This window comes from Pectobacterium polaris (assembly GCF_002307355.1).
GTDB lineage: Bacteria > Pseudomonadota > Gammaproteobacteria > Enterobacterales > Enterobacteriaceae > Pectobacterium > Pectobacterium polare.
Genome location: NZ_CP017481.1, coordinates 1,396,536 through 1,411,439, shown reverse-complemented (window position 1 = coordinate 1,411,439; position 14,904 = coordinate 1,396,536). Strand labels below are relative to the sequence as shown.

Here is a 14,904-nt window from a genome sequence, read left to right as displayed (position 1 = left end):
AACAAGCTGAGTATTGTTTTTTGAGTCGTCTCAAAACACCTTCGGTGTTGTAAGGTTAAGCCTCTCGGGTCATTAGTACTGGTTAGCTCAACGTATCGCTACGCTTACACACCCAGCCTATCTACGTCGTCGTCTTCAACGGCCCTTCAGGGGCATCTAGTGCCCAGGGAAGACTCATCTCGAGGCAAGTTTCCCGCTTAGATGCTTTCAGCGGTTATCTCTTCCGCACTTAGCTACCGGGCAATGCAATTGGCATCACAACCCGAACACCAGTGGTGCGTTCACTCCGGTCCTCTCGTACTAGGAGCAACCCCTCTCAATCTTCCAACGCCCACGGCAGATAGGGACCGAACTGTCTCACGACGTTCTAAACCCAGCTCGCGTACCACTTTAAATGGCGAACAGCCATACCCTTGGGACCTACTTCAGCCCCAGGATGTGATGAGCCGACATCGAGGTGCCAAACACCGCCGTCGATATGAACTCTTGGGCGGTATCAGCCTGTTATCCCCGGAGTACCTTTTATCCGTTGAGCGATGGCCCTTCCATTCAGAACCACCGGATCACTAAGACCTGCTTTCGCACCTGCTCGAGCTGTCACTCTCGCAGTCAAGCTAGCTTATGCCTTTGCACTAACCTCCTGATGTCCGACCAGGATTAGCTAACCTTCGTGCTCCTCCGTTACGCTTTGGGAGGAGACCGCCCCAGTCAAACTACCCACCAGACACTGTCCGCAACCCGGATTACGGGCCCACGTTAGAACATCAAACATTAAAGGGTGGTATTTCAAGGTTGGCTCCACGCAGACTGGCGTCCACGCTTCAAAGCCTCCCACCTATCCTACACATCAAGGCTCAAGGTTCAGTGTCAAGCTATAGTAAAGGTTCACGGGGTCTTTCCGTCTTGCCGCGGGTACACTGCATCTTCACAGCGAGTTCAATTTCACTGAGTCTCGGGTGGAGACAGCCTGGCCATCATTACGCCATTCGTGCAGGTCGGAACTTACCCGACAAGGAATTTCGCTACCTTAGGACCGTTATAGTTACGGCCGCCGTTTACCGGGGCTTCGATCAAGAGCTTCGCCTTGCGGCTGACCCCATCAATTAACCTTCCGGCACCGGGCAGGCGTCACACCGTATACGTCCACTTTCGTGTTTGCACAGTGCTGTGTTTTTATTAAACAGTTGCAGCCAGCTGGTATCTTCGACTGATTTCAGCTCCGTGAGCAAGTCACTTCACCTACCATCAGCGTGCCTTCTCCCGAAGTTACGGCACCATTTTGCCTAGTTCCTTCACCCGAGTTCTCTCAAGCGCCTGAGTATTCTCTACCTGACCACCTGTGTCGGTTTGGGGTACGATTTGATGTTACCTGGAGCTTAGAGGCTTTTCCTGGAAGCGTAGCATCGGTTACTTCATCACCGTAGTGACTCGTCATCACGCCTCAGTGTTAATGACGACCCGGATTTACCAAAGTCATCCACCTTCACGCTTAAACCGGGACAACCGTCGCCCGGATAACCTAGCTTTCTCCGTCCCCCCTTCGCAGTAACACCGAGTACAGGAATATTAACCTGTTTCCCATCGACTACGCTTTTCAGCCTCGCCTTAGGGGTCGACTCACCCTGCCCCGATTAACGTTGGACAGGAACCCTTGGTCTTCCGGCGTGCGGGTTTTTCACCCGCATTATCGTTACTTATGTCAGCATTCGCACTTCTGATACCTCCAGCAGCCCTCACAGGCCACCTTCGACGGCTTACAGAACGCTCCCCTACCCAACAACACCTAAGTGTCGCTGCCGCAGCTTCGGTGCATGGTTTAGCCCCGTTACATCTTCCGCGCAGGCCGACTCGACCAGTGAGCTATTACGCTTTCTTTAAATGATGGCTGCTTCTAAGCCAACATCCTGGCTGTCTGTGCCTTCCCACATCGTTTCCCACTTAACCATGACTTTGGGACCTTAGCTGGCGGTCTGGGTTGTTTCCCTCTTCACGACGAACGTTAGCACCCGCCGTGTGTCTCCCGTGATAACATTCTTCGGTATTCGTAGTTTGCATCGGGTTGGTAAGTCGGGATGACCCCCTAGCCGAAACAGTGCTCTACCCCCGAAGATGAATTCACGAGGCGCTACCTAAATAGCTTTCGGGGAGAACCAGCTATCTCCCGGTTTGATTGGCCTTTCACCCCCAGCCACAAGTCATCCGCTAATTTTTCAACATTAGTCGGTTCGGTCCTCCAGTTAGTGTTACCCAACCTTCAACCTGCCCATGGCTAGATCACCGGGTTTCGGGTCTATACCCTGCAACTTAACGCCCAGTTAAGACTCGGTTTCCCTGCGGCTCCCCTATACGGTTAACCTTGCTACAGAATATAAGTCGCTGACCCATTATACAAAAGGTACGCAGTCACCCTGATTAATCAAGGCTCCCACTGCTTGTACGTACACGGTTTCAGGTTCTATTTCACTCCCCTCGCCGGGGTTCTTTTCGCCTTTCCCTCACGGTACTGGTTCACTATCGGTCAGTCAGGAGTATTTAGCCTTGGAGGATGGTCCCCCCATATTCAGACAGGATGTCACGTGTCCCGCCCTACTCATCGAACTCACAATCTGTGCATTTTTGTGTACGGGACTATCACCCTTTACTGTGCGACTTTCCAGACGCTTCCACTAACACACAAACTGATTCAGGTTCTGGGCTCCTCCCCGTTCGCTCGCCGCTACTAGGGGAATCTCGGTTGATTTCTTTTCCTCGGGGTACTGAGATGTTTCAGTTCCCCCGGTTCGCCTCATTACGCTATGTATTCACATAATGATAGTGTGTCGAAACACACTGGGTTTCCCCATTCGGGTATCGTCGGGTATAACGCTTCATATCAGCTTACCGACGCTTATCGCAGATTAGCACGCCCTTCATCGCCTCTGACTGCCTAGGCATCCACCGTGTACGCTTAGTCGCTTAACCTCACAACCCGAAGGTGTCTTTGATAAATCAAAGTCACTGTCGTGCTGCGATTATTTGAGATACTCATTGACACACTGATACACCATTCATACCCGCAGGCATCAATGCATGTTCAGCTGTCATGTTTCAATTTTCAGCTTGTTCCAGATTGTTAAAGAGCAAAACTTCGCAGTGCACCCAAACAGGTACACTCTGAAGTTTTCTATATAGCGAGTAGTGATGGTGGAGCTATGCGGGATCGAACCGCAGACCTCCTGCGTGCAAGGCAGGCGCTCTCCCAGCTGAGCTATAACCCCATCGTTGCTTACAGATACCTTAAATACCACTCATGGAAGAGTTGGTAGGCCTGAGTGGACTTGAACCACCGACCTCACCCTTATCAGGGGTGCGCTCTAACCACCTGAGCTACAAGCCTATTAAGGTATTTCTGCTCGTTATTTTCATCAGACAATCTGTGTGAGCACTTCACTTAACACACATCTTTTTTGGTAAGGAGGTGATCCAACCGCAGGTTCCCCTACGGTTACCTTGTTACGACTTCACCCCAGTCATGAATCACAAAGTGGTAAGCGCCCTCCCGAAGGTTAAGCTACCTACTTCTTTTGCAACCCACTCCCATGGTGTGACGGGCGGTGTGTACAAGGCCCGGGAACGTATTCACCGTAGCATTCTGATCTACGATTACTAGCGATTCCGACTTCATGGAGTCGAGTTGCAGACTCCAATCCGGACTACGACGTACTTTATGAGGTCCGCTTACTCTCGCGAGGTCGCTTCTCTTTGTATACGCCATTGTAGCACGTGTGTAGCCCTACTCGTAAGGGCCATGATGACTTGACGTCATCCCCACCTTCCTCCGGTTTATCACCGGCAGTCTCCTTTGAGTTCCCGACCGAATCGCTGGCAACAAAGGATAAGGGTTGCGCTCGTTGCGGGACTTAACCCAACATTTCACAACACGAGCTGACGACAGCCATGCAGCACCTGTCTCACAGTTCCCGAAGGCACTAAGGTATCTCTACCGAATTCTGTGGATGTCAAGAGTAGGTAAGGTTCTTCGCGTTGCATCGAATTAAACCACATGCTCCACCGCTTGTGCGGGCCCCCGTCAATTCATTTGAGTTTTAACCTTGCGGCCGTACTCCCCAGGCGGTCGACTTAACGCGTTAGCTCCGGAAGCCACGCCTCAAGGGCACAACCTCCAAGTCGACATCGTTTACAGCGTGGACTACCAGGGTATCTAATCCTGTTTGCTCCCCACGCTTTCGCACCTGAGCGTCAGTCTTTGTCCAGGGGGCCGCCTTCGCCACCGGTATTCCTCCAGATCTCTACGCATTTCACCGCTACACCTGGAATTCTACCCCCCTCTACAAGACTCTAGCCTGTCAGTTTTGAATGCAGTTCCCAGGTTAAGCCCGGGGATTTCACATCCAACTTAACAGACCGCCTGCGTGCGCTTTACGCCCAGTCATTCCGATTAACGCTTGCACCCTCCGTATTACCGCGGCTGCTGGCACGGAGTTAGCCGGTGCTTCTTCTGCGGGTAACGTCAATCGACAAGGTTATTAACCTTATCGCCTTCCTCCCCGCTGAAAGTGCTTTACAACCCGAAGGCCTTCTTCACACACGCGGCATGGCTGCATCAGGCTTGCGCCCATTGTGCAATATTCCCCACTGCTGCCTCCCGTAGGAGTCTGGACCGTGTCTCAGTTCCAGTGTGGCTGGTCATCCTCTCAGACCAGCTAGGGATCGTCGCCTAGGTGAGCCATTACCTCACCTACTAGCTAATCCCATCTGGGCACATCTGATGGCGAGAGGCCCGAAGGTCCCCCTCTTTGCTCTTGCGAGGTTATGCGGTATTAGCTACCGTTTCCAGTAGTTATCCCCCTCCATCAGGCAGTTTCCCAGACATTACTCACCCGTCCGCCGCTCGTCACCCAGAGAGCAAGCTCTCCTGTGCTACCGCTCGACTTGCATGTGTTAGGCCTGCCGCCAGCGTTCAATCTGAGCCATGATCAAACTCTTCAATTTAAGATTTGTTTGATTTGCTTCTACTCGAGAAGCGATGCTCAAAGAATTAGTCACTGTTCATTCGTAATGAATTTTACTGTTGTTCACTCTTCAAGACTTTTTATATCGTTTAAGATACGGTCTTGTGAGTGCCCACACAGATTGTCTGATTAAATTGTTAAAGAGCAGTGCCACTTCATCGGTGGCGCGGGCTGCATATACTATGCTTTTCCGCTGTGAAGTCAAGTCATTACTGATTGCCTTCGTTGAATCTTTTTGCTGTCACCACAACCGCGTGTCGCTGTTGCCGTGTCAGTGGATGCGCATTATAGGGACTTCTCGCACGCTGACAAGCGCTAAATGCAAAAAAGTTATCGTTTGTCTACTATTTGCCCACAAAGCTATGAAAGTGGCAGTTTTTCCAGCGAATTGAAGCCATAACGCTGCAATATTGGCCACAGCGTAGCGACTTTAGGTGTAATCGCCAGGCAGTAAACCAGATTCTTATCTGTCGAAAGTGGAGGATTATCCAGATTAGCAATCAGCCATGCTGTTCTTTTAGCTATAGCAGCACCAGAATCCACAAGACGCGTACCATCTGGCAAGGCCATTTTCAGTTCTTCTGCTAATAATGGAAAATGCGTACACCCAAGCACGACCGTATCTGGCGGTTCCGGTAAACGCAGCCAAGGGCGCAGAATTTTTTGCAATTCGGAAATAGAGATCGTCTCCCCCTGCAATTTCGCTTCTGCTAACTCGACCAGCTCTGACGATCCCAATGACAAAATCTGGCAATCCGTAGCAAAACGGGCAATCAGTTCGTGCGTATACGGGCGTTGAACCGTTGCGCGCGTCGCCAATAGCCCAACAACGCCGTTGCGTGTCAGCTTAGCCGCCGGTTTAACCGCTGGGACGACACCCACGACAGGGAAAGTAAAGCGCTCACGCAGAGCAGGAAGGGAAATCGTACTCGCCGTATTGCAGGCAATCACAACTAATGCAAGCTGATGACGTTGTTGAACTGCGTTAACAATCTCAACTACGCGCTCGATAATGAACTGCTGTGATTTCTCACCATAGGGAAACGCTTCATTATCGAATGCGTATATATAGTGAAGATCCGGCAAGAGCTGCCGGATTTCGTCATAAACAGACAGCCCGCCTACGCCTGAATCGAAGACCAGAACCGTAGGACGGGATGGCAGGTTAGAAGGTATAGCTTCCGGTGAGATAGTATTCTCGCCCTGCCGTGCGGTAGCCATATGCCGTCTCATAATCTTTATCAAACAGGTTGGCGATTCTACCACGAACTGTCAGATGAGAGGTGATCGGATATGAGGCAGCGAGATCCCAAGTACTATATCCGCCAAGTTTGACAGGCTGAGAGGGGAAAACATCAAAATTAGTATCAGAACGAGCGCCTTGATAAAGCCACGTCAACGACACATTTACATTATTTTCCAATGTCGTAGAAAGCTCATACTTCGCTTTCTTATGGGCACGACGCGCTAAAGCTTTATCTGCCGTTTTATCCTTAGCATCCAAATATTCCAGAGTCACCTGATGCGACAACCACCATGTATCATAGGCCGCGGTAAACTCAGCCCCGGTCATTACCGCTTTACCGATATTATCGTATGTGCCCGTTGAGAAGTTAATCGCACGGTAGTTAATGAGGTCATTAACCTCATTACGGTAACCAGAAACTCGCCAATTTACTGGACCACTTAAGCCTTCTACGCCAATTTCCCACTGCTTACTTTCTTCGGGTGATAAATTGGGATTCCCCTGCGAGTATGCTGTGTCATATATCTTGTCAAATGTTGGCGCTTTAAATGCCGTACCGTAAGAACCTACAATTCGATAACCATCAACAAATTCCCATGCAGCACCGGTTTGCCACGTACCATGCCGGCCATATTGTTGATTATCATCACCACGTACAGCACCCTCTAAGGTAACAGAACCAAACTGTTGCTGAGTGGTCAGGTATATCCCTGTATTATCGCGGCTTTGGGCGTTCGTATACGCAGACATCCCTCCCGCTTCAGCGCGCTCATTGCGCCAATCCGCCCCCAGACTTAAGCTACCATTTCCAACACTGAAGACATTGCCCCATTGCAGATTACGTTGCTCAATTTGTGTAATGGTTCCGTTATATTTTCCAGTCGCATCGTTAAAATTCAGATCATCATAGGTTTGGTAACTCGCGATTAATTGGCTGGAATATATGCCTTCGTTGAACTTCAGCCCCGCATCATAATTGCGAGTATTCAAGTAGCGCTTATCACTGCTACCGCTAAAAACGGCATCATAATCCGTATTATTGTCATATCCATAAGCACGGAAAAAGCCGGAAGTACTTTCAGAAAAACGCTGTTCCAACGCTCCCCAAAACGATTTACTGCGATAACCATCATTATCTCTGTCAATCGGCAAAGACGAGGAAGGATAAACATTATATCCGTGGGTCGCTTCATAGCTTCCTGCAACGCTTACTACGGTATTGTCACTCACATGACCGCGTACTGAGCCATCATAGTTTTGATAGGCATGCGAGCCGTAACCAGCATTTAGCACTCCACCATCTTGGGCACGTTCAGTAATAATGTTAATAACCCCGCCGATAGCGTCAGAACCATAAACGGCTGAACGAGGACCGCGAATATATTCAATACGCTGCACCAGCGACATTGGTATCTGACTGAAGTCAACACTGCCAGAGACTCCGGCAGAGGCAAGACGAACGCCATCAACCAGCACCAATACATGGCTCGCACTTCCGCCACGGATAAACACTGATCCAAGCTGCCCACGGCCACCATTCTCAGCAATATCTACACCCGGCAAACGACGCATCACATCATTGAGCGACTTCGCCTGCCAGCGATCGATATCAGCTCGAGTTACGATACTGTTTGCCGCCAGCACCGACGAAACTGGCTGTGCGAAACGATTTGCCGTGACTACCATATCGTCGGTATTTTTTTCCGATGACGAATTTGGAGATGAACTGTTTTCCTGCGCCCAGCCAGAAAATGCCGTGACAGAAAGCGCCGTCAGCAGCGAAATTTTTTTAATCATTGTTAAAGCATCCGAGAAATAATAAGGATGCCGCAGGCTCTGTTAATAGCACGCGATATGCAGAACCAATTGCGACGTATTCCGGCAGGTCTTCGGGCTTGGATGCCGTTGTGACCACAAACCGTCAACGACAGTAGGGGGTACAACGAAAGCGATGACTTCCCATCTATAAAAGACAGTGTCTGCATAATAATGCTATCGCCGGGGCTTTCCTTACCGCTGCGCGTCAGCTCCAGATTTACACTGGATTCCCTTTTGACTTGTGATACAAGGCCGGACGCTCATCCTACAATCGCGAATTGTGGAAGTCTAGACTTCTATATCACTACAGGATAATAACGTAACAAAACTGGACTTCCTGGGTAGATTCCCTACAATTCCCGGCCAATAACACCCTTTTAGACGCTGTTCAGACGAGAAAACCATGACGCCAGAAATCCTGCCCATCGAACAATACGACGACCAGCTTGCAGAGAAAACCGAGCGTCTACGTGGAATGATGGCACCTTTCAATGCACCGGAGCCTGTCGTCTTCCGTTCTCCCGTCAGCCACTATCGGATGCGCGCCGAATTCCGTATCTGGCACGATGGCGACGAGCTTTACCACATCATGTTTGACCAGCAAACCAAACAGCGTATTCGGGTCGATCGCTTTCCGGCAGCCAGTGAACTGATCAACCGCCTGATGCCGGAACTGCTTGCCGCCATTCAGCCTGATCCCGTTCTACGCCGTAAGCTGTTCCAGATAGATTATCTGTCCACCCTGAGCGGCGAAGCGATCGTTTCTCTGCTGTATCACCGCGCACTGGATGAGGAGTGGCAGGAACATGCCCGTGCGCTGCGCAATAGCCTGACAGCGCAGGGGTTCCGTCTACAGTTGATTGGCCGCGCGACAAAAACCAAAATCTGCCTCGATCGCGATTATGTCGATGAATGCCTGCCGGTTGCAGGTCGGGATATGATTTACCGACAGGTAGAAAACAGCTTCACGCAGCCGAATGCGGCAATCAATATTCAGATGCTGGAATGGGCGCTGGATGCAACGGCGGGGTCAACAGGGGATTTGTTGGAACTGTATTGCGGCAACGGCAATTTTTCACTCGCGCTGGCAAGAAATTTCGAACGCGTGCTGGCGACTGAAATCGCCAAACCATCCGTCGCGGCAGCACAATATAATATCGCGGCGAATCAGATAGAGAACGTGCAGATTATCCGTATGGCGGCAGAAGAATTTACGCAGGCCATGCAGGGCGTGCGTCAGTTTAACCGCTTACAGGGTATCGATCTGACAAGCTACCAGTGCGAGACCATTTTTGTTGACCCACCGCGCAGCGGACTGGATGACGAAACGGTGAAACTGGTACAGGCGTATCCGCGCATTCTTTATATTTCCTGCAACCCAGAAACGCTGAGCAATAACCTGCAAACGCTATCGGAAACCCACGACATTCGCCGTCTGGCGCTGTTCGATCAATTCCCTTACACCCATCACATGGAGTGTGGCGTGTTGTTGGAAAAACGTCAGTAACGCACACAATCTGGCGGGTCACCCCGCCAGCATCTACCCGCTACAGCGTCTCGCTTTCTTCTGCGGATACGGAATCCGTCTCTTTTCTGCGGCGTAGCTTCAGGCCAATCCAGAAAACCAACACCACGCACAGGATTGAAGGAATAAAGTTCGATCCAATAGCGGGATATTCAACGCGCACAATGGCGCTATAAATCAGTAATCCCAGCAGAAAACTGGCCGCCGCCAGCATCGGAATACCTTCGGGCATACTGTGGTACAAATAACGTTGATGCAGGCAGTAAATGGATAATATCAGCGCAATCAGGGGAAAAATCGAGAACGGTACAATGCTGCTGAACAGGGCGGCGAATGCGCCGTTCACGGATAAGCCCGCAATCAACGCCAGCACCAGCGTACCTTTTTCTTGATGAGGTTTTTCTGTCATGGTTTCTCCCTTCTCATGTTGGTATAGAGGATTTATGGCACGGTAAAGCTACTATCGTGTTCTTTTCTGTACCAGTAATAAGCACCTTTGGCGATCATCCGCAGTTGCAGTACCAGCCGTTCTTCCAGCTGTTTACGCTGCTCCAGGGAAACATCCAGGGCTTCCGCCCCTGCGCTGAAAACAATGGTCACCATCGCTTCCGACTGCGCTTCCGCGAAACTGCGGGGAATATGATTTTCCACCTCAAGATAATCCGCCAGTTCAGCGATAAAATGCTGAATCTCCCGCGCGACCGCCGCACGGAACGCTGCCGACGTCCCTGAGCGCTCACGCAGCAAGAGCCGGAACGCATTAGGATTATTGCCGATAAATTCCATGAAGGTGGAAACTGACGTCCTGATTATGCTACCGGTTTTGGCGATACGCTGCCGAGCCTGTCGCATTAACTGGCGCAACATCAGCCCGCTTTCGTCAACCATTGTCAGCCCCAGCTCATCCACGTCACGAAAATGACGATAGAAAGACGTCGGCGCGATACCCGCTTCGCGAGCAACTTCACGCAGGCTCAGGCTGGCAAAACTTCGCTCAGCGCTTAACTGGCTAAATGCAGCTTCAATAAGGGAACGACGAGTCCGTTCTTTTTGTTGTGCTCTGACACCCATTATGCTGCCCAAATGATCTACTCCCCTTTCCAGAGGGGCACTATAGCAAACTTTATTGTCCGCAGAATGAGACAAAGTTTGCCATATTAAGAATGTGAGAATCTGTGTCCATAGTAAAGGCAGGGATGATTGGGTTCTGCCGCAGTCGATGTTACAATGCGCAATGTTACAGTCGCGTTATTAATTTGTATAAAAACAGGTTTAACCTACCATGACTCTACAACATCAATTCGATTACGATGCCATCGTTATTGGCTCCGGTCCCGGCGGTGAAGGTGCAGCAATGGGATTGGCCAAGCACGGCGCCAAAATTGCGGTGATTGAACGTCACTACAATGTCGGCGGCGGCTGTACCCACTGGGGTACGATTCCTTCTAAAGCCCTCCGCCACGCCGTCAGCCGTATTATCGAGTTCAATCAAAACCCCCTCTACAGTGACAATTCCCGCATTATTCGCTCCTCATTTTCCGACATCCTGCGCCACGCCGACAGCGTCATTGGTCAGCAAACCCGTATGCGACAAGGATTCTATGAGCGTAATCAGTGCGAGTTGTTTTCTGGTGAAGCCAGCTTCATCGATGCACACACGATTGCCGTTCATTACCCTGACAATACCCATGAAACGCTGACCGCCGCGAATATCATTATCGCGACCGGTTCACGTCCGTATCATCCGGCAGAAGTCGACTTCAACCACCCACGCATTTATGACAGCGACTCGATTCTGCAACTCGACCACGAGCCTCAGCACGTCATCATTTATGGTGCGGGCGTTATCGGCTGCGAGTATGCCTCTATTTTTCGCGGCCTGAGCGTGAAGGTCGATTTAATCAATACCCGCGATAGGCTGCTGGCTTTTCTCGATCAGGAAATGTCGGATGCCCTGTCCTACCATTTCTGGAACAACGGCGTGGTGATTCGCCACAACGAAGAGTTCGAGAGTATTGAAGGGCTGTCTGACGGCGTTATCGTTAATCTGAAGTCAGGCAAAAAGATGAAGGCAGACTGCCTGCTTTATGCCAACGGACGCACGGGGAACACGGAAACGCTGGGACTGGAGAATATCGGCCTGAGCACCGACAGTCGCGGCCAGCTCAAGGTCAATAGCATGTACCAGACGGCGCTGGCGCATATTTATGCCATCGGCGATGTCATTGGCTATCCGAGCCTGGCATCAGCAGCGTACGATCAGGGGCGGCTTGCCGCACAGGCGATTATCAAAGGCGATGCCAGCGCGCATCTGATCGAAGATATCCCAACCGGCATTTATACCATCCCGGAAATCAGCTCCGTGGGGAAAACCGAGCAAGAGCTCACCGCGATGAAAGTGCCTTATGAAGTCGGGCGGGCACAGTTCAAACATCTGGCTAGGGCGCAGATTGTTGGGATGAATGTGGGGAGCTTGAAGATTCTGTTTCACCGTGAAACGAAACAGATTCTGGGTATTCACTGCTTTGGTGAGCGCGCCGCTGAGATTATCCACATCGGGCAGGCGATCATGGAACAGAAAGGTGAAGGTAATACTATCGAATATTTCGTTAATACCACCTTCAACTATCCAACCATGGCAGAAGCGTACCGTGTAGCGGCGCTGAACGGGCTTAACCGCTTATTTTGACAGGGTTTCCATATAGCCCTGCATATGCTCGCGGATGGTATCAGCAAGTTGCTCATAACGTCCGCGCAGCGGTGAACCGGGGCGATACACCAGTGCGATAGTGCGCTTGGGCTCCGGCTTATAGCACGGTAAATAACAGACGCCGTCGCGTTCACGCTCACGTGGTACCGACAATGCTGGCAGCAGCGTAATACCGCTTCCGGCTGCGACCATGTTGCGCAGCGTCTCCAGACTGGTCGCCCGGAAATGCGTATCTTCATCCGCACCCGCCTGAAAACAGAAGCCCATCGCCTGATCGCGCAGGCAGTGGCCGTCTTCCAGCATCAGCAGTTTTTCACCCGCCAGATCGGACATCGCCACGCGTTCGCGGTTCGCCCAAGGGTGATCCTGATAAATCGCCAGCTTCATCGGCTCGTCGAAGAGGGGAACTTCGATAAAGGCTTCAGACTCTTTCACCATCGCCAGAATGGCGCAGTCCAGTTTGCCGCTGTCCAACTGGGCCAGCAGCTGATGGGTTTGCGCTTCGTGCAGGTACATTTCGAGTTTGGGAAACGTGCGATGCAGCATCGGAATGATTTGCGGTAGCAGATAAGGCCCCACGGTGGGGATCAGGCCAATGTGCAGCGGTCCGGACATGGTTTCACCCTGCTGGCTCGCCATCTCTTTTAATACTTTGACCTCGCGTAATACCGTTCTTGCTTGCTCGACCAGCAGCAGCCCAGCCTGCGTAAACAAGACCTTACGACTGGTTCGTTCCAGCAGCATCACGCCGAGTTCATCTTCCAGTTTACGAATCTGTCCACTGAGTGTTGGCTGACTCACATGGCAGGAATCTGCCGCACGCCGAAAGTGACGATGTTCTGCCAGCGCGACAAGATACTCTAAATCCCGAATATTCATTATTATTCTCCTTATCATGATAGCTAACAGCGATAGATAGGATATCAATGAACGATAATCCCTATCAACATCCAAAATGAATAATATATCCCACCAAAGCGTATCTATTTATTTCTACAGGAATAAAACAATATTTTTACGATTTCGGTACCACTTGGGCATACCTACACACCTTCCACCACGCTATAACAAGCAGACTGACATCTTCAAGCGATTTGGCAGCGACAGCATTTTGTGTGTATCAGCCAACGATACTCCCGCGATCGACACCGGGAAATCTGACCAGCAGGCAAAACCATTAACGGTATAGAAATAGGCGGAGAGAAATATAGGACTCGAATAGTCAGGGGATGATTCATAACGCCGCCGAGCGGTCATCATACTGTTATGAATAATAGAAACGATTATTTATAGGAACGACTAGCGATAAAAACGGGATAAGAGATAAAAACAGGCGCTGGCGATAATCATTGAATCGGTCAGTCGCGGTCGGTCGAATTGCATGAATAGGAATCTCATCCCTGAGACTCCTCCTTTTCAGAGCCGCCGTAAGTGACGTTGGAAGGTATTCCAATACCGTTACTCTTCGTCACCGCGTTGCGGCCTCTTTCTTCCTGAAATCTTGCGTGTCACTTCAGCGTGCAACATCAGGGCGGACACCCAGCGTATGGCAAATCGCATAGCTCAGCTCCGCGCGGTTCAGCGTATAGAAATGGAAATCTTTTACGCCTTCGCGGCTGAGAATTTTCACCATATCCATGGCGATAGACGCCCCCACCATTTTGCGGGTTTCTGGATCGTTATCCAGGCCGTCAAACATGGTCGTCATCCAGTTCGGCACACGGACGTTGGTCATCGTGGCAAATTTTTGCAACTGCTTGAAGTTCGATACCGGCAGAATGCCCGGCACAATTTCTACATCAATGCCCGTCGCCACGCAGCGGTCACGGAACCGCAGATAGCTTTCTACGTCGAAAAAGAACTGTGTGATCGCGCGATTCGCGCCAGCATCAATCTTGTGTTTCAGGTTAATCAGGTCAGCCTGCGCGCTTTTCGCTTCAGGGTGTACTTCAGGATAGGCAGCAACGGAAATATCGAAATCGCCGACCTCTTTCAGCAGGGAAACCAGATCCGCCGCGTACATGTCCGGTTTGCCACCTTCTGGAGGCAAGTCGCCGCGCAGCGCGACAATATGGCGGATACCACTCTCCCAGTAATCCTGAGCGATTTCACGCAGCTGTTCGCGTGAAGCATCGATGCAGGTCAGATGAGGTGCCGCTTCCAGCCCGGTACGCTCTTTAATCGTTTTGATAATGCTGTGAGTACGGTCACGCTCGCCAGAATTCGCCCCGTAAGTCACGGAAACAAACTTGGGTTTCAGGCTGCTCAGTCGATCAATAGAACTCCACAGGGTGTCTTCCATATCGCTGGTACGCGGCGGGAAAAATTCGAATGACACATTAATGCGCCCCTGTAATTCCGCCAGACTTTGATTCAGCGCTTCCCGCTGGTTTGCGTGAAAAAAGCTCATACCTGCTACCCCATTGACCGTGACTGTTATTATCATTCGCTACACGTCTATACGTTTAGACGTCTATATAGAAAATGACGTAATCCGCTTAAAGAGTCAACGTTTTTCAGCACGACAAGCCGTGATGATTGCTCACACTAAATGAAGAAAGTTCATGATGGTTCAGGCGTGGTAACTTTTATG

The 14,904-nt window shown here is 50.8% G+C and carries 8 protein-coding genes, 2 tRNA genes, 2 rRNA genes and 1 riboswitch; of the genes, 2 read left to right on the top strand and 10 right to left on the bottom strand.

The annotated features are described in order from the left end of the window. Positions 1 to 51 precede the first annotated feature (51 nt). The 6 genes from BJJ97_RS06350 to btuB form a co-directional block, all read right to left on the bottom strand. Positions 52 to 2,961 (bottom strand): 23S ribosomal RNA (locus BJJ97_RS06350). Positions 2,962 to 3,181: 220 nt separating this feature from the next. Further along, positions 3,182 to 3,257: transfer RNA gene (locus BJJ97_RS06345), tRNA-Ala, on the bottom strand. A 42-nt stretch (positions 3,258 to 3,299) separates the two neighbouring features. Then, positions 3,300 to 3,376: transfer RNA gene (locus BJJ97_RS06340), tRNA-Ile, on the bottom strand. Between the two features lie 74 nt (positions 3,377 to 3,450). Continuing rightward, positions 3,451 to 4,992: ribosomal RNA gene (locus tag BJJ97_RS06335) — 16S ribosomal RNA — on the bottom strand. Together the 16S and 23S rRNA genes with 2 tRNA genes alongside form the textbook arrangement of a ribosomal RNA operon. A 380-nt stretch (positions 4,993 to 5,372) precedes the next feature. Then, the gene (gene murI / locus BJJ97_RS06330; protein ID WP_095700901.1) at positions 5,373 to 6,233 is read right to left on the bottom strand and encodes a glutamate racemase; all 861 of its coding nucleotides are present in this window, start codon (positions 6,231 to 6,233) and stop codon (positions 5,373 to 5,375) included. Then, positions 6,178 to 8,055 carry a TonB-dependent vitamin B12 receptor BtuB gene (gene btuB, locus BJJ97_RS06325; RefSeq protein WP_095993409.1) on the bottom strand — a complete coding sequence of 626 codons (1,878 nt, stop codon included), beginning with the start codon at positions 8,053 to 8,055 and terminating at the stop codon, positions 6,178 to 6,180. Before btuB ends, murI begins: the two co-directional genes overlap by 56 nt. 66 nt (positions 8,056 to 8,121) lie before the next feature. Further along, positions 8,122 to 8,346, bottom strand: a riboswitch (cobalamin riboswitch). Positions 8,347 to 8,479: 133 nt separating this feature from the next. Here btuB and trmA point away from each other — a divergent pair. Then, entirely contained in the window at positions 8,480 to 9,583 is a 1,104-nt protein-coding gene (gene trmA / locus BJJ97_RS06320) for a tRNA (uridine(54)-C5)-methyltransferase TrmA (RefSeq protein WP_095993408.1), read from the top strand. 40 nt (positions 9,584 to 9,623) lie between these two features. On the opposite strand, the gene BJJ97_RS06315 is transcribed toward trmA, so the two are convergent. Next, the gene (locus BJJ97_RS06315) at positions 9,624 to 10,010 is read right to left on the bottom strand and encodes a YijD family membrane protein (RefSeq protein ID WP_095993407.1); all 387 of its coding nucleotides are present in this window, start codon (positions 10,008 to 10,010) and stop codon (positions 9,624 to 9,626) included. Positions 10,011 to 10,042: 32 nt separating this feature from the next. Continuing rightward, the gene (gene fabR, locus BJJ97_RS06310; protein WP_039486831.1) at positions 10,043 to 10,672 is read right to left on the bottom strand and encodes an HTH-type transcriptional repressor FabR; all 630 of its coding nucleotides are present in this window, start codon (positions 10,670 to 10,672) and stop codon (positions 10,043 to 10,045) included. Between the two features lie 211 nt (positions 10,673 to 10,883). On the opposite strand from fabR, the gene sthA reads away from it, so the two are divergent. After that, positions 10,884 to 12,290 (top strand): Si-specific NAD(P)(+) transhydrogenase, encoded by a 1,407-nt coding sequence (gene sthA, locus BJJ97_RS06305; RefSeq protein WP_014916982.1) that lies wholly within the window; start codon positions 10,884 to 10,886, stop codon positions 12,288 to 12,290. Here sthA and oxyR read toward each other — a convergent pair. Together oxyR and metF are read right to left on the bottom strand one after the other, a co-directional pair. Continuing rightward, a complete protein-coding gene (gene oxyR / locus BJJ97_RS06300; protein WP_010308165.1) occupies positions 12,282 to 13,190 on the bottom strand; it encodes a DNA-binding transcriptional regulator OxyR in 909 nt (302 codons plus the stop codon). The genes sthA and oxyR overlap by 9 nt on opposite strands. A 634-nt stretch (positions 13,191 to 13,824) precedes the next feature. After that, the gene (gene metF / locus BJJ97_RS06295; RefSeq protein WP_095993406.1) at positions 13,825 to 14,721 is read right to left on the bottom strand and encodes a methylenetetrahydrofolate reductase; all 897 of its coding nucleotides are present in this window, start codon (positions 14,719 to 14,721) and stop codon (positions 13,825 to 13,827) included. Positions 14,722 to 14,904 lie beyond the last annotated feature (183 nt).